17 protein-coding genes are annotated in these 22,803 nt (G+C 35.2%); 5 read left to right on the top strand and 12 right to left on the bottom strand.

Annotated elements, in window-relative coordinates; translation table 11 throughout:
* Positions 1-12: 12 nt before the first annotated feature.
* From csy2 to carA, 5 genes are all read right to left on the bottom strand, one after another.
* On the bottom strand, positions 13-936 hold the full coding sequence (csy2, locus tag A9G44_RS06385; RefSeq protein ID WP_065609893.1) for a type I-F CRISPR-associated protein Csy2: 924 nt from the start codon (positions 934-936) through the stop codon (positions 13-15).
* Entirely contained in the window at positions 936-2,315 is a 1,380-nt protein-coding gene (csy1, locus tag A9G44_RS06380; protein WP_065609892.1) for a type I-F CRISPR-associated protein Csy1, read from the bottom strand. Before csy1 ends, csy2 begins: the two co-directional genes overlap by 1 nt.
* Before the next feature lie 426 nt (positions 2,316-2,741).
* Positions 2,742-5,762, bottom strand: coding sequence for a type I-F CRISPR-associated helicase Cas3f (gene cas3f / locus A9G44_RS06375; RefSeq protein WP_081298278.1), 3,021 nt, complete (start codon positions 5,760-5,762; stop codon positions 2,742-2,744).
* Between the two features lie 171 nt (positions 5,763-5,933).
* Positions 5,934-9,149, bottom strand: a complete 3,216-nt coding sequence (carB, locus tag A9G44_RS06370; protein WP_065609888.1) for a carbamoyl-phosphate synthase large subunit — start codon at positions 9,147-9,149, stop codon at positions 5,934-5,936.
* Positions 9,150-9,151: 2 nt separating this feature from the next.
* Positions 9,152-10,312: a glutamine-hydrolyzing carbamoyl-phosphate synthase small subunit gene (carA, locus tag A9G44_RS06365; protein WP_065609886.1), complete on the bottom strand. Its 1,161-nt coding sequence runs from the start codon at positions 10,310-10,312 to the stop codon at positions 9,152-9,154.
* A gap of 270 nt (positions 10,313-10,582) precedes the next feature.
* Between carA and argF the strand changes: the two genes are divergently transcribed.
* Complete coding sequence (gene argF, locus A9G44_RS06360) at positions 10,583-11,593, top strand: ornithine carbamoyltransferase (protein ID WP_065609883.1); 1,011 nt, start codon at positions 10,583-10,585, stop codon at positions 11,591-11,593.
* A gap of 99 nt (positions 11,594-11,692) precedes the next feature.
* On the top strand, positions 11,693-12,190 hold the full coding sequence (locus A9G44_RS06355; protein ID WP_034947327.1) for a phosphatidylglycerophosphatase A family protein: 498 nt from the start codon (positions 11,693-11,695) through the stop codon (positions 12,188-12,190).
* Positions 12,191-12,245: 55 nt separating this feature from the next.
* Here A9G44_RS06355 and nadK read toward each other — a convergent pair whose 3' ends face one another.
* Positions 12,246-13,124, bottom strand: a complete 879-nt coding sequence (gene nadK, locus A9G44_RS06350) for an NAD(+) kinase (RefSeq protein WP_034947324.1) — start codon at positions 13,122-13,124, stop codon at positions 12,246-12,248.
* 158 nt (positions 13,125-13,282) lie between these two features.
* On the opposite strand from nadK, the gene grpE reads away from it, so the two are divergent.
* Positions 13,283-13,867 carry a nucleotide exchange factor GrpE gene (gene grpE / locus A9G44_RS06345; RefSeq protein ID WP_065561641.1) on the top strand — a complete coding sequence of 195 codons (585 nt, stop codon included), beginning with the start codon at positions 13,283-13,285 and terminating at the stop codon, positions 13,865-13,867.
* Positions 13,868-13,911: 44 nt separating this feature from the next.
* Here grpE and def read toward each other — a convergent pair whose 3' ends face one another.
* Positions 13,912-14,424 (bottom strand): peptide deformylase, encoded by a 513-nt coding sequence (gene def, locus A9G44_RS06340; protein WP_065605826.1) that lies wholly within the window; start codon positions 14,422-14,424, stop codon positions 13,912-13,914.
* Positions 14,425-14,580: 156 nt separating this feature from the next.
* Here def and dprA point away from each other — a divergent pair, with 156 nt between their 5' ends.
* Positions 14,581-15,687 carry a DNA-processing protein DprA gene (gene dprA / locus A9G44_RS06335; RefSeq protein WP_143426327.1) on the top strand — a complete coding sequence of 369 codons (1,107 nt, stop codon included), beginning with the start codon at positions 14,581-14,583 and terminating at the stop codon, positions 15,685-15,687.
* A gap of 89 nt (positions 15,688-15,776) precedes the next feature.
* Here dprA and rraA read toward each other — a convergent pair whose 3' ends face one another.
* The 5 genes from rraA to A9G44_RS06310 form a co-directional block, all read right to left on the bottom strand.
* Complete coding sequence (gene rraA / locus A9G44_RS06330) at positions 15,777-16,268, bottom strand: ribonuclease E activity regulator RraA (RefSeq protein WP_034909391.1); 492 nt, start codon at positions 16,266-16,268, stop codon at positions 15,777-15,779.
* Positions 16,269-16,357: 89 nt separating this feature from the next.
* Positions 16,358-17,260 carry a 1,4-dihydroxy-2-naphthoate polyprenyltransferase gene (locus A9G44_RS06325; protein WP_034909388.1) on the bottom strand — a complete coding sequence of 301 codons (903 nt, stop codon included), beginning with the start codon at positions 17,258-17,260 and terminating at the stop codon, positions 16,358-16,360.
* Positions 17,261-17,400: 140 nt separating this feature from the next.
* The gene (locus A9G44_RS06320) at positions 17,401-18,561 is read right to left on the bottom strand and encodes an ABC transporter permease (RefSeq protein WP_065561699.1); all 1,161 of its coding nucleotides are present in this window, start codon (positions 18,559-18,561) and stop codon (positions 17,401-17,403) included.
* A gap of 17 nt (positions 18,562-18,578) precedes the next feature.
* A complete protein-coding gene (locus A9G44_RS06315) occupies positions 18,579-19,700 on the bottom strand; it encodes an ABC transporter permease (protein ID WP_143426328.1) in 1,122 nt (373 codons plus the stop codon).
* Positions 19,700-20,671 carry an HlyD family secretion protein gene (locus tag A9G44_RS06310; protein ID WP_065609877.1) on the bottom strand — a complete coding sequence of 324 codons (972 nt, stop codon included), beginning with the start codon at positions 20,669-20,671 and terminating at the stop codon, positions 19,700-19,702. The genes A9G44_RS06315 and A9G44_RS06310 overlap by 1 nt, the downstream gene beginning before the upstream one ends.
* A gap of 337 nt (positions 20,672-21,008) precedes the next feature.
* On the opposite strand from A9G44_RS06310, the gene A9G44_RS06305 reads away from it, so the two are divergent.
* Positions 21,009-22,298: an NAD(P)/FAD-dependent oxidoreductase gene (locus A9G44_RS06305; RefSeq protein ID WP_065609875.1), complete on the top strand. Its 1,290-nt coding sequence runs from the start codon at positions 21,009-21,011 to the stop codon at positions 22,296-22,298.
* Positions 22,299-22,803 lie beyond the last annotated feature (505 nt).

Raw genomic sequence — 22,803 nt, 5'->3', positions numbered from 1 at the left:
TTCTAAATTTACTTAATTAGTTTCTTGATTGATAATATAAATTTCTGCATCATTAGATTGCAATTCACTGCATTTATAACGCCAAAAAGCCTGTGATAAACTCTTTTTCAAGCGTAAAGGAAAGACCCATTTACCAAGCCCATAAATACACTCCACAAATTGCGTGGCATGCTCATTACTGCGCGCATGTTCAACCTTACCTGCTGAAAATAACGGTGAAATAGCTTGATAGCCCAAATGTAAAGGGACAAGCCAACCACGACCTTGCTTAACCGATGTGGTTTGCCAGTGATCTTTTTCTTGTGGATGATGATGCAATATCGCTGTCTCAATCAAGGCATCAAGCGCTGTAGCATTAGGATCTTGTTGCTGTAATTCAGCAGTAATATCTTGCAAATCTTGTGGTGCTTCAACTAAAACAAATGCTGGTAACAAAGCTTTAATTAAATCATCATGAGATTTAAAGGCAGGGAATAATTCTACCGATTCAATAGATTCTACATATCCACCAGCTATACGTTGCTGGTATAACTTATTCTTCATCTGTGTAATAAATTCTTCTTTATCTTCAGATTTATTCAAACAAGACCGAGACCGCACTTTTACTTCTACAACTAATGAAACATCCAGATGAACTCGCCCTTCTTCAATAATTGAACGAGTACTACCATTTTTAGCTAGTGGATTACGTGTTAATCGAAAAGTATAATCCGCATAGTTGTTTGGTCGATAAACTTGTACATCACATTCATGACATGCAATTAACACGCCATCTAAGTAAATAGGATTTTCTGATTCAATTTTACGACTTAAAGCATGAATAGCGCCTAAAAACCCCGAAATAGCTGGGAATCCATACGTTAATGGGCTAGAAATCGCATTGGCATTATGGATTTTGACATGATCAAATAATAAATAATAACGTAATGATGCCATTAAAATATCCCCTCCCTTTTACGTTGACTTGCTTTTACCGCTGCATTAAATTCACGGCGCCATTCGCTAAATTCAGGATCAGCAAATTGTTGTTTAAAATTTTTAAATTTTTCTTTTAAGGCATTTTGAATCCAAGTTGCAAAACGCTTTTCTAAACTTTGTTGCCAATCGCCTTGTTCATACAGCTTTTTAAATTCCTCTTCATTCTCTAATTGGGCTCGCTGTGGATCAAGCCAAAGTTTTTCATTAAAATTAAGTGAATAATCACGACTCCAACCGGCTGGTTGAGTAGTTTGAATATAACGAGCAAACTTAAGTAGTAATGATAAAATCACCGCAAGAGCATCTTTACGATCATCTCGTTCTTCTACAATATTTTTTGGCGATTCAACCATATCAAATAGTAGTTTAAAACCAAATCGGCAGAAATATTGCAATGTATGATTGAAAATAGTTTCTTGCTGTTTAGAAATCGATGGGAATTGAGATTTTTGAAATATAGGAGGCATAGATGGTAATAAAAAATTACGCCCCATTTGACTACCAATAAGTTGGCTTGCATTTTGAGCATTACTGCCACCTAGTTTAACAACGGCTAAATCATGAAAAGAAAAATAGGGCTGATGCTCAACATTCTTTTTTTTACGTAATTCTCGTGCATTTTTATTTTCTTCCGAAAATCTGGTTTGTATCTTTTGATAAACTAAATGGCATAAAGCACTAGGATGTAGTGGAATCAGTAAGCGGTAATTATTTTCATGCTGTGACAAATAAGTTTCTTCACTATTCGGCCAGAAAAATTGCTTATTAAGTTCTGAAGCCTGCGCATCACTCCAATTATCTCTAAGTAACTGCTGAAAATTTTCCAAATAAAGAGCAGATTTATTTTTATCATCAGATAAAGCTTCTTGAACAGCAGAGTGATTATTAATGATAAGCTGTAAAATTGTTATATCATTTTTAACGACTTGGTTTAAAAGCCCAAATATATCTAAAGCCGCAGCGCCACTGGCATCAAAAGGCAAAGAGTTCACTGTAGCAGATGATACTAAATTATTCAGATTATTAGGCTTTATCTGTGTATTGTAATTTGCATTACAAGCCTTTGAGCTTGGGTGAATCCCTTTTGAGAGGTGCGTTGCAATAATAAGCCATGAAATACGACGAATAGCTGCATCTTCCATCCACGCTTCAAATTCAAATCGCTTGGCTAATTCATCTAATTTTTGCTGAGCTTCATTCACTGCGACCTGATCACCTAGCTTTTTTGCTTTTTCTAGCTTAGACGTTTCAGTTTTATAATTACTATTATTGGCAAGCCGTTGTTGCAGAAAATCTAAAATTACTTTTCTTATATCTTGCCAAGATATGTTATTCATTGACCTTCCTTATTTATCTTAAATTTTAATATAATTAGAATAAAATAATCTTTGCTAAAAATCAAGCAAATAATACAAAAAATAACCTAAAAATAAAACACAAAAAAGAAAGAAACAAAGAAAAAATAATACTTAACAGGAGTATTATATAAAAGCAAAAAAGATAATTTAAAAAAAATCAATGCTATAAATAAAACCAGCTAATTTACACTGTCCGAGATTAACACTTTTATAGACCGCTTATTCAGCGGTAAAATTCACTTCAAAGAAAAGTAAATACTTAACATTTCTCAGCAACCTATTCGGCTGTCAAAGCTCAGTATAAAAGAATTACCTCACTTTTACTAGCAACCATTATTCACCTGACGATATTTTGTCAAAAAGTTTCAGGTAACTATGTGTTTCAGTATAAAAACTGATATTCTTTTATCCTTTCTTTTCATAAAATCCTAAATCAGGATGAAAATACCAACTGCTATTACGATATAAGCTTACGCTACAAAATTCATTCGCTAATCGATATGGCGTTTTATTTGGGAAATATTCGGTTATTTTTGCTATGGCTTGCCCGACACTATTAACTAGCCACGGTTGAATATTAGGATTATCAAATGACCAATTTTTATATTCAATTATACTATTTTGTGTATCTTCGCAGCGCTCATCTGGTGTTTGCCATGCGATATCTGCATAGCTAAATTGATAATCGCCATCGTCGTCGAGTTGGCAAATATATTCATCTTGTGTCTTATCATTTCCTCTAAATGGCGAAATCGCCTGTAAATGCACACAATGGTGATGAGCTAAGCCTTGTTGCCAATAGCTGGTCACATAATTACTTTTACGGGCATTAATTGCAAAAAGATCTGCCATGACCTTATGTTCTAATTCAGCTAGCGTTAGCCCATCTTCAGGGCAGGACTTAATACGTGGAACCGCATCAATATTAACTAACTGATAAGCTGGAATTAGTTCATTTGTTTTATGGGTTTTCAGCAAGAATAATGGCTTTTCTTCAAAACCTGGTTTAGTAAAACAGGCTTTATCCGTACGATACTTAGATTCAATCGCTTTTAAATTCGAGCCTAATATGGCCACATTGGCCTTTTGTGCAATTTTTTGTGGTCGGTGACGCCATACTCGCCCTACTAACTGAATAATAGAGCGCATGGATGATGGTTCGACAATCGCCCAATCATAATCGTGATCACGCCCGACTTCGGTGACTGGTGTGCCAATCACAATAAAGATATGATTTTCTTTCTTGCTACCTTTTATAGCTTGACAAATTTCAGGTTGGTTAAATAGTGCCTGTTCATCACTGCGATTTAAAATTCTATCAAGTTTTTCTTCTAATTGGCTACGCAATAACAGCAGTTGTCGAGCATGATAAACCACGATATGAAAAGCAGTATCACTAGGTAACTTCTTTTGTTCGTAAATTTGTTCGGTAAGTGAAATAACATCTTCTGTATGGGCAAAACGCATTAAACCGATACTTACCTTTTTTTGTGATTTTTTATCAATTTGATGATGATCTTGGTGAAATTGATAAGCTTGATCTAATAGTTGTTTAGCTAGCACACCATAATTAATTTTTTGGTTTTCTGTTTTATTTTCTTGGTAATTTAGTAGATCTAAAATATGCCCTTTACGGCGGATTGCACTTTGTGCTAATTGATGAATGCGCATTGCTACAAATTGTTGATGGTGATCGCTAAACGTTTTAGTATCAGCAATTTGTGATATCGACTGTTCATATTCATCAAACCAACCACATATAATGGTATTATCGGCATATTGGTTATTTTGATTCCAAATTTTTCGCCCTGCTTGGTAAGCGTCAAATAATCCGGCAATTAAATCTGGCGTTAAGGTCGCCGATGACAGCAGTACTTTGCTCCCAAACAATCCAGCTAAATGGACTAAACGCGCTAGCGCTGGCAAGTCGTGTTGATCAAAATCATCTGGCTCATCTAAAATCAAATCTGAGGTTAACAATCTTAACGTGGGTGCAATATATTTACCGCCTCGGCTACATTCGCTAGCTTGAATAATATGGTCAATTGTACATGTCACAATAGGCGCATAAAGTAATTGCCGTGCTTTACTGTCTTCGATAATAGTACCTAATTCACTATCAGCAATACCACTTTCTGCTACATCAATATATTCATCAAGTAACGATTCGATAGATTCACTACCTTGGTTTTCTGATTTTTTTTGAGAATCGTTTTGTTCAATGTCTTCACTACTCAGTTCAAACAAGGTTTTTGTGGCACGCCCACCAACTAAAATCGCCAGATGTTTATCACTTAAGTGTAATCTTTCTCTTAATGCTTTACCTGTTTGCAACGTTAAAACACGTAATCCCAATGCAATAGTAAAACGCACGCCCCGTTTTGGATTTGAAAGCGCATACATAATCCGCCCATTGGCTAAGGTTTTACCACAGCCAGTCGATGCCATGTTAACACCAAAAAAGCCACATTCATCGGAGACGTTTTGATAACTTTTTGCTAAATCAAAAGCATGATTTTGCCACTGGAAGCGTTCGACAGTTGTATGTTCAGTAAAATATTTGTGTTGATTAATTGTAGGGAGTTGGGTAGTAATTTTAGTTAATAAGTTAGCAAAACTCTCTGAATATTCAGCAACACCTAACAAATGTTCATCCAAATACTGCTTAGTTTGCTTGCCTTCTTCACCTAGATAGGTGTTGGCAATTAGTGTTTGTTGGTAATTATTCTTTTTAGCTATAGGTGGCAAACTGGAATAATTGTAATCAGCCGTCATCAAACATAAGCGCGAAATATGTAATAAAAAAGGATCTACTTGGCTTAACTGTATTAATGATTCTTGATTTAAACCTGCTGTAGCATATTCATTTAGTTTGTGTAGCCACAGTTTACTATTTGTTACACTATCTTGAAGTTCCCAGAAATTTTCAGGTGCAGGATACTGACTAAAATTGTTTTTAACCCATCCTTCAACTGCAGTTAGATTTTCATAAAAGCTATCTATCGTTAACTTAGAAATATCAAAATCATCATTTTGCATACCTTTAAAATCTTTTGGTTCTACGAGTACAAAAAATGGCATTCTATGATGCGAAACTATAAGCCAAGCAATCCATTGTGCTAATATTGGTAATATTGTGAGATCATTATATTCAATTTTGGTTAATTCTTTATGCCAATCTAGGTTTTGATTTTGAAATTCAGTAAAATTTGCTAAGCGCTCCAATACAGCTTGATTGGTAGTACAGCCTTGAATCATCAATAAAAATAGTTGTAATGAAATCCATTCATGACGATAAGGATCAGCAGCAACAAGACCTTTATTTAATTTATCTTGAAAGCCAACTGTTGCTTTGCCAAGGTCATGTAGTAATGCAGAAATAGCCGTAATTAATTGAATGTCTTTTAGATCAGAAGAATGAATCATATCCATGATAATAACTAATTAAATTGATTGAAATATAGCAAATAAATTAACATTATTCTGTATCAAAAACGAGCATTTTATTGTTTATTAAGAACAATTTCATGATTTCTAAGTTATTATATTGTGGATGGAATTTTTAAAGACGAGTGATACTCGTCTTTATCTTTGTGATTAGCAATAAAGTTGCTGTAATGGCGTTACAGTTTGTGCCGGATCGTAATCTAGCGCTGCAGTTGTAGCATAAGCAGCATTCATCGTGGTATCGTAATGTACCTTATATTGAATGGCACTTCGACGTAATACTTTTGAGGCTTCAATAGCTGCTCGCCCAGAGGTGGTATTAAGAATATAGCTATATTCGCCATTTTTTATATGGTCATGGATATTTGGTCGCCCTTCGTTTTCTTTTTTTACGACTTGGCATGGTATATTTGCTTGTTGTAATACCTTTGCCGTGCCAATAGTTGCATCAATACTAAACCCATGAGTAATTAACCGTTTAGCTACCTCTAACAGCCTTGTTTTATCCTGATCGCGAACCGATAATAATGCTTTCCCTGATTTTTTCATATTGGATAAACTACCTAGCTGAGCTTTAGCAAAGGCTTCAGCAAAGGTTTTACCAATTCCCATTACTTCACCTGTTGAGCGCATTTCAGGACCTAATATTGGGTCGACACCACTGAATTTATTAAACGGTAATACCACTTCTTTTACCGAATAATAAGGAGGAATCACCTCTTTAGTCACATTTTGCTTGGCAAGTGATTGCCCCGTCATCACACGAGCCGCTATTTTCGCCAGTGGTAAACCCGTTGCTTTTGAGACAAAAGGTACAGTACGAGCTGCACGAGGATTGATTTCGATCAAATAAATTTGATTATCTTTCACCGCAAATTGCCCATTCATTAAACCTTTTACATTGAGTTCAAGTGCTAATTGTTTGGCTTGTTGTCGTAGTTTGTCTAAAATATCTGCAGTTAATGTGTGTGTTGGTAGTGAGCAAGCGGAATCACCAGAGTGAATGCCTGCTTGTTCAATATGTTCCATAATGCCACCAATCAGGATTTGCTCACCATCAGCAATTACATCAATATCAACTTCAATTGCATCATCTAAAAAGTGATCAAGTAAGACTGGTGCATTATTTGATTCGCTTACCGCTGTTTTAAAATAACGCCTTAAATCTTGTTCATTATAGACAATTTCCATTGCTCGACCTCCTAATACATAAGAAGGTCTAACCACTAATGGATAACCTATTTTTTCTGCTTCAATGACAGCCTCGTTAATATCGGTCACTGTGGCGTTGACAGGTTGTTTTAATTTCAGTTTATCGACGACTTCTTGAAAGCGTTTACGATCTTCGGCTTTATCTATAGCATCAGGTGAGGTACCAATAATTGGTAGCCCTGCTGCTTCAAGCGCACGAGCAAGTTTTAGCGGTGTTTGCCCACCGTATTGCACAATAACACCATTTGGCTTTTCAACATGTGCAATTTCAAGCACATCTTCAAGCGTGACAGATTCAAAATAGAGGCGGTCAGAAGTATCGTAATCGGTTGAAACCGTTTCGGGATTACAGTTAACCATAATGGTCTCATAACCATCCTCACGCAGTGCCAATGCCGCATGTACACAGCAATAATCAAACTCAATACCTTGTCCGATCCGATTAGGACCACCACCAAGGATCATAATTTTTTTACGGCTAAATTGAGGATTAGCTTCACACTCTTGCTCATAGGTTGAATAAAGATAAGCGGTATCTGTTGCAAATTCAGCCGCACAGGTATCAACACGTTTATAAACAGGGTGAATTTGATATTGATGACGTAAATCGCGAACAGCTTGTTCTGTGGTATTAAGCAGTTTGGCGATGCGTAAATCAGAAAAACCTTTACGTTTTAATTGCCACAATGTTTCTTGATCAAGCTGTGCAAGTGATTGTTCCTTTAGCTTATTTTCAAGGTTAACCAACTCTTCAATTTGTACTAAAAACCAACGATCAATATTGGTTAGTAAAAAGATATCTTCTAAGTTGAATCCTGCCCTAAAAGCATCAGCAATATACCAAATCCGATCAGCGCCCGCTTCTTGGAGCTCATAACGAATTTTGGTGATATTTTTTTCATCAGTATAATTATCAATTTTAGGATCAAATCCTGAAGCGCCAACTTCAAGCCCTCGCAACGCTTTTTGTATTGATTCTTGGAAGGTACGCCCAATGGCCATCACTTCACCAACTGATTTCATTTGTGTGGTTAAACGATCGTTACAACCAGCAAATTTTTCAAAATTAAAGCGTGGAATTTTGGTAACAACATAATCAATTGACGGTTCAAATGAAGCGGGGGTTTTTCCGCCTGTTATATCATTAGATAATTCATCAAGCGTATAACCGACAGCCAGTTTGGCGGCGATTTTCGCGATAGGAAAGCCCGTTGCTTTCGAAGCTAAGGCAGATGATCGTGACACCCGTGGATTCATCTCAATAACAATTAATCGCCCTGTCTTTGGATCAACCGAAAATTGTACATTGGAGCCACCAGTTTCAACACCAATTTCACGCAGTACCGCGATCGAAGCGTTACGCATGATTTGGTATTCTTTATCAGTCAAGGTTTGTGCCGGAGCCACCGTAATTGAATCACCAGTATGAATACCCATTGGATCGAAGTTTTCAATTGAACAAACAATAATGCAGTTATCATTTTTGTCTCGAACTACTTCCATTTCATATTCTTTCCAACCAATTAATGATTCATCAATAAGTAGTTCATTGGTTGGCGAAAGATCAAGTCCTCGAGTACAAATTTCGTCAAACTCTTCGGTATTATAAGCAATACCGCCACCAGTGCCCCCCATGGTAAATGATGGACGAATAATGCAAGGAAAACCAACTTGATCAAGAACGGCGTAAGCTTCTTTAAGTGAATGAGCAATCCCTGATCGAGCGGTATCAAGACCAATTTTTTTCATCGCCTCATCAAAGCGTTTTCGATCTTCGGCTTTATCGATAGCATCTGCTGTTGCACCTATCATTTCAACATTAAATTCTTTCAATACACCTTGTCTTTCAAGCTCTAATGCACAGTTTAACGCTGTTTGACCGCCCATGGTTGGTAAAATGGCGTCTGGCCTTTCTTGTTCAATAATCTTACGAACGCTTGTCCAATGAATGGGTTCAATATAAGTGGCATCAGCCATTTCAGGATCTGTCATGATAGTGGCTGGATTAGAGTTAACTAAAATAACACGATAACCTTCTTCACGCAGCGCTTTACAGGCTTGAGCACCAGAATAATCAAATTCACATGCTTGACCAATAACAATTGGGCCAGCACCAATAATTAGTATACTTTTTATATCTGTTCGCTTAGCCATGATTATTGCTCCTGCTTATAAATTTTAATTAACTCAATAAAGTGGTCAAAAAGCGATGCTGCATCATGAGGCCCAGGACTGGCTTCGGGATGACCTTGAAAACTAAAAGCCGGTTTTTGATTGTGATGAATGCCTTGTAATGAACCATCGAACAGTGATTTATGCGTCGCTCGTAAATGAGCTGGTAAGCTTGCTTCATCTACAGCGAAGCCGTGATTTTGTGCAGTGATCATTACCTTATTATTTTCTAGATCTTTAACAGGATGATTACCACCATGATGACCAAACTTCATTTTGATAGTTCTAGCACCACAAGCAAGCGCAAGAAGTTGATGACCTAAACAAATGCCAAAAATAGGAATATCTGTGTTTAAAAACTGCTTAATGGCATCAATCGCATAACTGCAAGGTGCAGGATCTCCTGGGCCATTAGATAAAAAGATCCCATCGGGCTTTAAAGCAAGGACTTGTTTTGCTGTCGTTTTTGCTGGTACAACGGTTAATTTACAACCACGCTCAACTAACATTCGCAAAATATTACGTTTTACACCAAAGTCGTAAGCAACAACATGATATGGTAATTGGCTTTCTGGTTTTGGAGCAGGCTGTTGCTGTTGCCTTGTCCACATGCCCTGTGACCAAATATAACTTGTCAAACAAGTCACTTCTTTAGCTAAATCAAGCCCACTTAATCCTTTAAAATTGATTGCCTGCTGTTTAGCTATTTCGGCTTTTTCAAGTAAGGCCGTTTTGTCCGTTGCTGTTATGATGACGCCATGCTGTGCACCTTTTTCACGCAAAATACGGGTTAAGCGCCGCGTATCAATATCCGAAATGGCAATAACATTATGTTTTTTTAAATAGCTAGAAAGACAGAGTTCACTTCGATAGTTGCTAGCTAATAATGGCAAATCACGAATAATCAAACCTTTTGCATAAACTTGGTTCGATTCGGCATCGGTATCATTCGTTCCTACATTACCAATGTGCGGGTAGGTTAATGTAACCAATTGCTCACAGTAAGACGGATCGGTAAGAATTTCTTGGTAACCTGTCATTGAGGTATTAAATACCACTTCCCCAACTGTTTGACCATCAGCACCAATTGATTTCCCAATAAATTGCGAACCATCTTGTAACATAAGGAGGGCATAAGTTTGCATGACTAAAAGATCCTTTGAATGAATTATCATGAATTTTGAATAAAAATTCAATTTTACCTAGCTACAAAGATACAATATTTGGTCATTTTATTACACTTTTTTGTACAAAAAAAGCAATATTATAAAAATTATTTTAATAATTAAGTCTAATTTTTGAGACTTACCTCAACATAAAGGTAAAATGTTAGGGTTATTATGATGTTTAACTTGAATTTGCATAATTATTCAAATAGAATCATTTACATCATTACGGTTATTAGGAGCTATATCATGCACGGTTTTTATCAGCGTCATTTTTTACGATTACTTGATTTTACCCCTACCGAAATCAATCAATTAATTAATCTTGCTATCGAATTAAAACAAGCCAAACAACAAGGGCAAGAACAACAACATTTGATTGGTAAAAATATTGCATTAATTTTTGAGAAAGACTCCACCCGTACACGTTGTGCTTTTGAGGTTGGTGCATTTGATCAAGGTGCAAATGTCACTTATTTAGGACCAAGTGGTAGTCAAATCGGTCATAAAGAATCAATTGCGGATACCGCACGCGTGCTGGGTCGAATGTATGACGGTATTGAGTATCGTGGTTATGGCCAAGAGATCGTTGAAACATTAGCCCAATATGCTGGTGTACCAGTATGGAATGGCCTAACGACCGAAGCACATCCAACCCAAATTTTAGCCGATTTTATGACAATGAAAGAGCATATAGGCAATCGCCCATTAAGTAGCATTAAATTTGCCTATTTAGGCGATGCCCGTAATAACATGGGAAATTCGTTAATGGAAGGTGCGGCTTTAATGGGAATGGAAATTCGTTTAGTTGCACCAAAGGTCTGTCATCCCGAAGCCGAACTCGTACAAAAGTGCCAAGATATAGCAAAAAATACGGGGGCAAAAATTATCTTAACCGAAGATGTTGCCAAAGGAGTTAAAGACGTCGACTTTTTATATACTGATGTATGGGTATCAATGGGTGAGCCTAAGGAAGTTTGGGATGAGCGTGTTAAATTATTAACACCTTATCAAGTGAATGAAAATGTTATTAAACTTACCAATAATCCAAATGTCAAATTCATGCACTGTTTACCCGCTTTTCATGATATGAACACTACCGTCGGTAAACAGATGGCAGCTCAATATGGTTTAACCAATGGACTTGAAGTGACTAATGATGTGTTTGAATCTGAACATAGTATTGTTTTTGATGAAGCCGAAAACAGGCTACATACCATTAAAGCGGTAATGGTTGCAACATTAGCCAAAGATGAATAATATTGCCATAATCGATACTTAAATGCTTAGCTAAAAAATTAGGCACTTTCTTTTTGCCGGCTTAATGTCGGCAAATTTTATTTAAAAGAATATTAGATTATGACAAAACAAGAACGAAATAAAGATTTTAAAAAATTCCTCAAGTTAACCAATCCCATTCATTTTTTAGCTGTAGGACTAGGTAGTGGTTTATCTCCAATTATGCCCGGAACAATGGGATCGTTAATGGCGATTCCACTTTGGCTATTATTTTATGGTTTACAACCAGCTTTATACTGGGTATTTATTTTAGTGACTTTTATTTTTGGTTGTTTTATTTGTCAAAAAACATCGGATGATACCCATACGCACGATTCAGGGCATATAGTATGGGATGAATTTGTTGGCATGTGGATCACCCTATTTTTTATTCCACAACTTTCTGTTATGTGGATTGCGATAGCCTTTGTAGCATTTAGGATTTTTGACATGGCAAAACCGTGGCCAATTCGTTGGTTTGATAAACGTATACCTGGCGGTTTTGGTATTATGGTGGATGATGTGATTGCAGCTATCTTTTCATCATTCACCGTTTATATCATGACATTGGTTATTTAAGATGTAATCTTATACTAAAACGCATACTTTCCTGAAAGTTTTTTACAAAAATAGATTAAAACATCTTTTGCGACCATCCTAACTTAGTCGAAAGATTATTAAAATAATCATAATCTTTGGTATGAATTAAATTAAATTCATATAAAGATCGGCGAATAATCACATCTTGCGTTGGTTTGACCGGTAAAATAATTTGGCTATCACAGGCAATATTTAAATCAAGCGCAGTAGTTGGAAATTTAAGATGAATTGGGTTATTGCCTTTGATAACCAAAGGTCTAACTGCTAACGAATGCGGAAACATTGGCGTAATAATTAATGCATCTAAATGAGGCGCTAAAATAGGACCTCCAGCCGATAACGAGTAAGCGGTAGAGCCTGTTGGCGTTGCAATAATTAACCCATCAGCTCGCTGTGAAAACGCATTACGTTCATTAATGTAAACATCATAGTCAATCATATGCGCTACAGTGTTAGGAGTGACGACAATTTCGTTTACGGCGAAACTCGAATTAATCAAATTACCATTATCATAAATGGAAACTTCTAATAAGAAACGAGGATCCTCCTCATATTCACCGGCAATAACAGGACTTAATTGTTCAATTACTTGTTCATGCGAGATATCCGTTAAGAAACCGAGATTACCTCGATTAACACCAATCACTTTGATTTTATAGTGTGACAAGTACCTAGCTGAACGTAGCATATTTCCATCACCACCCACAACAATGGCTAGGTCAGCTTGTTCACCAATTGCTTCTAACGAAGCGTAATGGCTAACTGGAAATTGAATATGATCCGCTAAGCGATCTTCAACTAGCACATGAATACCAAGACTAACAAGCCAATCATAAAGCACTTGATGAGTTTCGATTGCCTCTAATTTACGAGGAAGTCCAATGAGACCAATGCATTTAAAAGGTGTATTCATAAAATATCCTTGTTATTCTTTTATATAAACGATATGTATTTTTTCGTCACAGGTCAAAAAATTACATATCAATTTACTGATAAGCTTGTAATCATAAAAATTGTCCCCATAATAACCGTAATTCACTAAGTTTTCGACTACATTATTTGGAGTACCTTATGACAGAGCAAGATAAAAATATGTCAGAAAATGAAACTAACATTGACACACCAGCTGAAGAAACAACAGAGCAAGAAGCTCCAGTGCAACCAAGTCTAGAAGAGCAATTAAACGCAAAAGATGCACGTATTGTAGAGCTAGAGCAAGCATTACAGTTAGCTAAAAAAAATGAAAGCGAAGCCATGATTCGTGCGCGAGCTGAAATTGATAATGTTCGTAAACGTGTTGAACAAGATGTTGATAAAGCTCGTAAATTTGCGCTAGAAAAATTTTCTAATGAATTATTACCCGTTATTGATAATTTAGAACGAGCTTTAGAATCTACAGATAAAACCAACCCTGAGCATAAAGCTACTGTTGAAGGGTTAGAACTGACATTAAAATCATTCCTAGATACTGTCAAAAAATTTGGTATTGAAGTGATTAATACTGAAGATTCACAACTAAATCCTGATGTGCACCAAGCAATTAGTATGGTTGAATCACCAGAACATCAATCAGGTCAAATAGTAAATACCATCCAAAAAGGCTATACCTTAAATGGCCGGTTAATTCGTCCTGCGATGGTAATTGTTGCTAAATAGTTATCTTTAGATAGGTTAACCGCCAATCACTGTGGCGGTTAATTTTATTGATTCCGTTGCTCCTCACGAGCAAGTTTCTTCATTTTTTGTTCAATTCGTTGACGTTTTAATGGTGAAAGGTAATCAACAAAGAGTTTACCTTTTAAATGATCCATTTCGTGTTGGATACAGATAGCAAGTAACTCATCGGCATCAATTTCGTAAGGATTGCCATGGCGATCTAGAGCTTTAATTTTGATTTTTTCTGCTCTTGGCACAAATCCACGACAATCAGGAACCGATAAGCACCCTTCCTCAATACCCGTTTCACCTTCTTGGCTTATCACTTCAGGATTGATGATCACATAAACTTGGCTTTTATCTTCTGATACATCAATAACAATAATTTGTTCATGTACATCAACTTGGGTTGCTGCAAGCCCAATACCGTTTTCGTCGTACATGGTTTCGATCATGTTATCAATGATCGTTTGTAGCTCAGGGGTGAACTTGGTAACAGGCTTAGCAACTTTGCGAAGTCGCTCATCAGGAAAACGTAATACCGGTAAAATAGCCATAAATTCTTCGATCTACTCCTCAAATTTCGGGTTTATTCAAATTATTGCTCATTGTAAACATTTATCATACTGATGAATAGCCCTTGTTGGCTATTGGTAGCATTTATCTTATCAATTCAAGATATCTAAATCATTTAAAACGAGTGCGGAAAGATTATGATGAGTAAATATGAATTCTTATTAAGAATTTCAATGGTTGGATATGGAAAACAAAATATTTTTGAAAAAATTGGACAGTTTTTTGCTAACGGTTTACCAAGTAGCATACAAAATGTGCCTTGTTTGTTAAATAAACTAGGATTGTCGGATGTTCAAATAGTGCGTTTTTATGAAACATCATATCTTCATTTAGAGCCAATACTTCAATGGTTAGAATCACCCCACCCACAAAAACACCTTATTGCTTATTGTGATAACGATTATCCTTTATTACTTAAACAAATTTGTTCTCCGCCTTTATTGTTGTTTATTTTAGGTAATCGACAGTTATTACATTCACCTCAATTAGCTATGGTTGGAAGTCGTGAATTTAGTGAATATGGAGCACAGTGGGGACGATATTTTGCTAGTGAATTAGCTATTAATGGTTTAACAATTACCAGCGGTTTAGCGCTTGGATTAGATGCTATTTGCCATCGTGGCGCACTTGAAGTATCGGGTCATACCATCGCAGTGTTAGGCAGCGGTTTAGCAAAAATTGCACCGAGATCAAATTTAAACTTAGCCAATGATATTTTGGAGCAAGGTGGGGCTATTGTGTCCGAATTTTTTCCATTTGAAAAAGCCAGATCCGTCTATTTTCCTCGTCGGAACCGAATTATTAGCGGGTTAAGTTTAGGAACTTTCGTGGTTGAAGCTTCAGAAAAAAGCGGCTCGTTAATTACTGCGCGTTATGCACTTGAACAAAATCGAGATGTATTTGCCTTACCAGGTGATATTAACAATGAAAACTGTAGTGGAACTCACTATTTAATTAAACAAGGCGCTTATTTAGTTTCTAAACCAGTTGATATTTTAGAGCATTATTATAGTTATTTATCAGTAGTAAATAGCTCGTGTAATCAGCTTAAAGAAGAACAGAATAATTCTATTTTGTATCCTGAAATTTTTGCTGTGATTCATCATCAACCTATCCCTGTTGATATTATTGCTCAACAAGTAAATATGTCGATTTCAGAAGTGAGCGTCAAATTATTAGATATGGAACTAGAAGGTTTAATAAAGACGGTAACAGGTGGTTATATTCGTAATCGAGTGATTTAAAATTAAAGATTTTTTTGTCAAAAAGTTTCCGGTAATTATACGTTTAAGTATAAAAACCGCCGATAAGTACCAGCGGTTCACACTATTTTTTATTTATCTTCAATTTCAAGAGCAATTTCAGATAGGATGATACCTGTGTTATCAGCATAGACAAAATCACCTGAGAAGAAAGTCACTCCACCAAAATTAACACGAATATCAATTTCACCAATGCCTTGATCTTCAGCACCAACAGGAATAGCAGCTAGAGCTTGAATGCCAATATCGGCTTCAGCTAGATAATCAACTTGGCGAACAGCACCATAAACAATAATTCCTTCCCATTGATTTTGAACAGCAATATCTACTAGCTCTGCATCAATTAGCGCTCGACGAACAGAGCCTCCCCCATCAATAACAAGGATTTTTCCTGAGCCGTCTGATTGTAAAATTTCGTATAGTAAGCCGTTATCTTCAAAACATTTAACTGTTACAGCTTGACCTGAAAACGATGCTACGCCACCAAAATTACTAAATATTGGTTCAACTACGTTAACATCTTCTGGGTAATAATCGCAAAGAATTGAAGTATCAAACTCCATTATCAAGTCTCCTTTTGCTGTGATATATAAGTTTATTTAGTATAACGCTAATACCAAGTAAAATGATATTAAAATTAAATAAACGTGAACTAGCTCAAAATAATCCCCAAACAATAAAGTAAATTAGTCAATAAAGCAAGTTTGACCATCTGTAATAATAAAGGTACCCCTTCTTTGTGCGTATTAAATTGAAAAACCATATAAATATGCTTAATAAATAACGGTAATGTTAATATAAACAAACCGCTCCAGATTGTTTGTAATTTATTGTATGCAAATAAACTTAGCGAACAAAATGCTATGAGTAATAGCAATAAATGATAATATCGCCCCATACATTTACCAATCATTACCACTAAAGTACGCTTATTACTTTTTCGATCTAGTTCTATATCACGAAGGTTATTGATATTAAGCACAGCAACGGATAACAAACCACAGCCTAAAGAAGGTAAAATAATGGATAAAGAGAATACCTTAGTTTGCAAGTAGAAACTACCCATGACGCCAATCAAACCAAAAAAAGTAAGTACTGATAGATCGCCAAATCCAATATAGCCGTAAGGTTTTTTACCCATGGTATAAGTTATTGCGGCAACAATAGATAATAATCCTAATAATATAAAAATAAATAATTCATAAATATTATTACAAGCAAATATAAGCAAAATCAGCCCAAATAAAATACATAAAAAAATATTAATCCATAGCGCTATTTTTAGCTGCTTAAGTGTAATTAAGCCTAATTGTATACCTCGATTATGGGCAGTAAGATTGTTTTGATCGCTACCTTTAATTTCATCTCCGTAATCATTGGCTAGATTAGAAAGAATTTGTAACAATGATGCTGTAATTAATGAAAACAGTAGTATCCAAAAACTAAATTGATGTTGCCAATAAGCTAGTGCATTACCTACTAATATCGCAGAAAGAGAAAGAGGTATGGTTTTTAACCGTAAACTAATAATCCATGGGTAAAATTTATTGTACATTCAAAGCGTTATTATTTTTAGTGAAAACTATAAATCATAATAACAGGAATACTGAATCAATTCACTGTGTTAGTAATAAAAAGCTCCTTCAGTAAAACTCAGATTATTTTCCGTATATGCACTTTACCCATATTTATCATTTAGCTACGCATTTTTAAATATCGAAACGTTTTCATTTTTCTAAATATACTTCTAACTTTTCCTTCTCGTAAGGCTGATATGAAAATACCTAACGAGCTATATATTACTCCTAGTAAAAGTATCATAAATATATTTAGCCAGTTATCTGATAAGCTTAACCCCATTTGATTCACTCCTGCAATCATATTGGTTGCCCAAGTTGAAGGTAGAGAATAAGAAACACATTGCACCCATAATGGCATTGCATCAATAGGCCAAATGGTTCCTGAAAGATAGAAAACAGGTGTGGTTAAAAATGCTAATGTAAGATATATCATCTCAGTACGGCGTAAACATTCTGTTAGTAATTTGCTCAAACCTAGCGCCCCAAGCAATAATGGAAATGTCATGATTAATATTTCGGGAATGCTAGCTAATTGCCGATAACCAAGTATCCAAGGCCATAAACCAAATAATACAATAGATAAAAATAACCAAATAGGTAATAACCCACATAAACTGCCAAAGACAACAATTTTAGGCGGTTTGCCTTGAGGTAGCGAATTTAAGGTGATATTAGTACGAGTTGAAGCAATTAAAAAAGAGTGTTGTAGCAACATGACTAACAAACCTGGAAAGGTAATGGCGGCAAAACTGATGCCTGCATTATAAAGTGGTTCGGTTTGACCTTTTATAGGTGATAAAATAATATTGATCTGTTTATCTGAAAATCCGTTATTACGCATTATTTTAGTATTATATTCAGTCAATATCTGCTGATATATCCCTTTTATATCAACTTGTATTAAACCATTAGCTAAACGACTTGAAGCATCACCATATGCAGGAATTGTAACTTCTTCACCATTTATTAGACGCTTTTCAAAATCTCTTGGAATTGTGATCACAGCAAAAAGTTTACGATTATTGATATCATCATAAGCCTGAAGAGAGCTTTCATAAATAATTGTATCAATTTTTGAACTTGTTTCTAATGAGCGGATTAAACCACGGCTTGTTGGAGTATGATCTTGATCAACAATTGCTATCGGTAAATTAGTGATAGTTCCATTAATATAAACAAGGCTCATTAATGATACTGACAATAGTAACAATAACCACATTGGTCGTCCTAACAGATAAAAGAATATTTTTATAAATGAAGACCAAAATATTTTAATCATCTAAATTTATCCTCTTACTGTGAATGTAAACGTCTTACTAGACGCTTTCTGACTAACACGGTAATAATAATTGGATAGATCATTAAAATTCCGCATGTTTTTAACACCGACAAATAACTAGAGTGACGCAAAAACAGATCGAACAGTTTATTTAGTGCATAAGTTAATGGTTCAAGTGAAGAGATAAATCTAGCAATCCATGGCATGGATAGTTCAGGTACAACAACACCAGAATAAGTTAATGCAAGTCCAACTAAAATACCTATATAAGTATAGGCATCAATAGGAGTTTTAGTAAAAGTGTATAGCAAAATACCAATGCTTTGTGCTGCAATAACATAGAAAAATACCACTATCATCATGGCAAACGGAGAACCTGATACACGCGCATTAGAAAACAAAACGAGCATAGCAATTTCAAAAATAAGCAGCATAGTAAACCAAATTGTATAAGGTGCTAATTTCCCTAAAACAAAAGGGTAGCTAGGACGAGTTCGCTTTGGCAACTGTGCTAGAATGTGAATTGTTGTGGTTACAACAAATAGCTGCAATAAATGCACTACTGCGGAAAATTGTTGGAAGTACATTGAGTTACCACTAGCATTAAATAAACCATCATAATTAAAGTTAACTTTTGCCAATGGGGGAACTGGCATGCCAATACTAGTAGCCATGGTGGTTCGATATTGGGTATTGATTGTTGTTATCAACCCAGAATAATCCATGATCGAATATAATCCAGCACTATAATATAACGCATTATAGTAAAGCATTGGTGTAGGTTGGCGACCTGATAATACATCCGCTTCAAAATTAGGTGGAATATAAAGTAGCGCATAAATTTTTGCTTTTTGCAGATCACGCTCAGCATCAAAAAGTTGGCTATCATAATTGATAAGATCTGCATGTGCTGCAGCATTAAGATTACGCACGAGTTCGCGTGATAAAGTACTCTTATCTTGATCAATATAACCTACTGGTAAATCATATAATACACCTCGATAAAAAATACTACTAATTAACACAAAGATAATTAGTGGCATAATCCACATTAACCAGTGAAAGGTAAATCGCCTAAAAATTTGTGGTATTTCGGCGTTAAACGCCTCTTTAAAACGATGCCAGAAATCTAACATTATTTGTCTAGCTTCCATAATGTGCTCATACCTGCACGTAAACCTTCAACAGGTGCAATAGGATAGAGTCTGACTTCAAAGGTTTTTAAATCAAAATCTCCTGTTGCTCTTGTTGCACGTTTAGTTGCATAATCGCCCATTGGTGCTATATAACGGATTTCGGCTTCAATTTCTTTGTGATTGAGTGCAGGTACTTCAAGTATAATATGATCGCCTTTGCGAATATTAGACATAATATCTTCACGCAAGTTAAATACAAAATAAGCTTGAGGCAATTGAATCACTGTTAACAATGGGCTGTTAGCATTAAACAATTCGCCGACTTCAGCAGGAATAGAACCAATTTCACCTGCTACTTGCGCTTTAACTTGTAAATCATCATATTGTATTTGTAGCTGTTTAAGTTGCTCTCCAGCTTCTTCCAATTTGGCAGCATAAATTTCACGTTGCTCAATGCGATCTCCATTTTTAGCTTGGTCTAAATTAGCTTGTGCTGATTGAACTTGTTGAAAAGCTGAGTCACGTGTTTTTAAAGCATTATCTAAGATAGATTGAGAAACATAGCCTTTGGCCGAAATAGCTTTGTTACGCTCATATTCTTTGGAAGCATTATCATATGTTACCTTTGCTTGCTCAAGAATTGCTTCATAATAACGAATGCTTTCTTCACGAGTTCCATGCTCCGAAAGTGCTAATTGAGCTTTTGCTTGGTCTCGCGCAGCTTCAGCCGCTTTGACTTGAGCTAAAAGCTCAGGGCTATCGAGAGTAATAAGAATATCACCAGGTTTAACGTCATCACCTCGATGAACATGAATAAATTGCACTCTACCTTTGGCTTTAGACGCAACGTTAACATTCGGTGCATCAACTTCACCTTGTAGGATAAACTGACTATTGTGTGAGCGAATTAAAATCGTCATTGATATTAAAATAACGATTAACGCAATAATAGTAAAAACTTTTTTGTTCATAAAATTTTGTATAGAGTGGTATTAAAGAGATAAGAAATAGAGAATTAAAATTATTATATACTTTGTAAAATAAGCATATGTAAAATTTACTCTCTCCCATTATACGAAAATTGCTTTATTTACGCAGAGCATATCAATTTAATTTAAAAATGAATTAATATCAATACTAAGTTATTATAGTGGTAACTGATTTTTTATATTTACTTAAAATAAATTTTATTAATTATAAAATAATACTTTAATAGGTTTTATTTATAAGTGATATTAGTCAAATGAAATAGATAAAAACCTACTTATTTAGTAAACTATTAAAAAATAAAAATTTAAGGTATTTAATATGGTTAAAATAATTATTATTGGTGGTGGCGCAGGAGGATTAGAATTAGCAACTGATCTTGGCGACAAATTAGGGAAGAATGATCAAGCTGAGGTTACACTAATAGATAAAAATACTTATCATATTTGGAAACCTTTATTACATGAAGTTGCTACCGGTATTCTAAATGAGCAAGCTGATAAAATTGATTATGCTGAACAAGGACAACAACACCATTTTCAATTTATTCAAGGCACGTTTACTAATCTTAATCGTGAAGAAAAGCATGTTATTATTGAGAATTCAAATAGTGAATCTATTTCTGTACCATATGATACATTAGTTGTGGCAATAGGAAGTACTTCAAACGATTTTGGCACACCAGGAGTTAAAGAACATTGTATCTTTTTAGATGACCAAAACGCTGCAATTCGTCTACGTGAAACACTGATTACAAAATTTGCTAGTTTTTGTTCAATTATTGATGAACATGAAACGACGACTGAAGATAAAATTCGTATTGCTATTGTTGGTGGTGGCGCAACAGGTGTTGAGTTAGCTTCTGAGTTACCTCATATGGTTGAAACATTTGGTAACTGTGGACGCAATAAAATGTGTTCTGATTTGCTTGATGTATCTATTATTGAAGCAACTGACCGTATTTTACCTGCTTTACCTGAAAAAACGGCATTAAATATTACCGATACCCTTCAAAAACGTGGTATTCATGTATTAACAAAAACCATGATAACCAAGGCGGAAAGTGACGGCTTTTATCCAAAGGAAGGCGATATTATTAGCGCAGATATTATGATTTGGACTGCAGGCGTAAAAGCACCTGACTATTTAAAAGATATTGCGGGTTTAGAATCAAGCCGTTCGAATCAACTGGTGGTTAAACCAACATTACAAACAACGCGCGATGATAATATTTTTGTTATTGGTGACTGTGCTTATGCTATGCAAAACAGCGGGCGAGCCTCGCCAGCTACTGCACAAGCCGCACATCAAATGGCAAAAATATGTTATGAAAATATCATTAACATGTTAAATAATAAACCCATGAAATCATTTAATTATGTTGATAATGGAACGATTATTTCTCTCCATGATACAGCACAAGGTGTGGTTAAAATTGCTGGTAAAGGCGAAATGAAAGTTAAAGGGTTCTTTGCTTTAATGATCCATCGCTTGTTGTATCGCATGCATCAAGCAAGTCTGTTAGGTATTGTCAAAACAATTCGATTTGTTAAGGCTAGTAAAGAGATGTATAAAAATAAGTTTGCTTCTATTTTTACTCATCAAGACTAGTTTCCCATTTAGATAGCTACTTACAAATACTATTTTATAAGTAGCTATTTTATAATTTATAACATTATTTACAGGTAAGGGGGAATTTAATACGTTTTATTATATTATTTATACTGTCTGTCTTTAGTTAGCTTTTTAGTATTGCTAGTTATAAACCTCAAGATAGTGATTTTATTTTTCCATCCACACAATCAACAAAGCCTGGCTCTTGAACAAGCAACAAACTTTCCATACATTCATATGGTAATTATTTTTAATACAAATGGTAAGCCATATATTTTTGAAACGGCTAATAAAGTAATTTATACACCACTTACTAGTTGGGTTTTACGTGGTAAAATAGAAAATTACGTTATCACACGATTAAAAAATCACAATTTATCTAGGATGTGTTTATCTTTGATGGTAGTTTTTAAATGACATAGTGAACGTTATAATAATTTTGCCAAAAATAACCATAACTTAATTCATTATACCGTTAACAACGGTTAACAGATAAGCAGCG

It is taken from the genome of Gilliamella sp. Occ4-3 (genome assembly GCF_001690675.1).
GTDB lineage: Bacteria > Pseudomonadota > Gammaproteobacteria > Enterobacterales > Orbaceae > Gilliamella > Gilliamella bombi.
The sequence above is the reverse complement of the archived record's forward strand: the minus strand, read 5'-3'. Positions and strand labels throughout refer to the sequence as shown.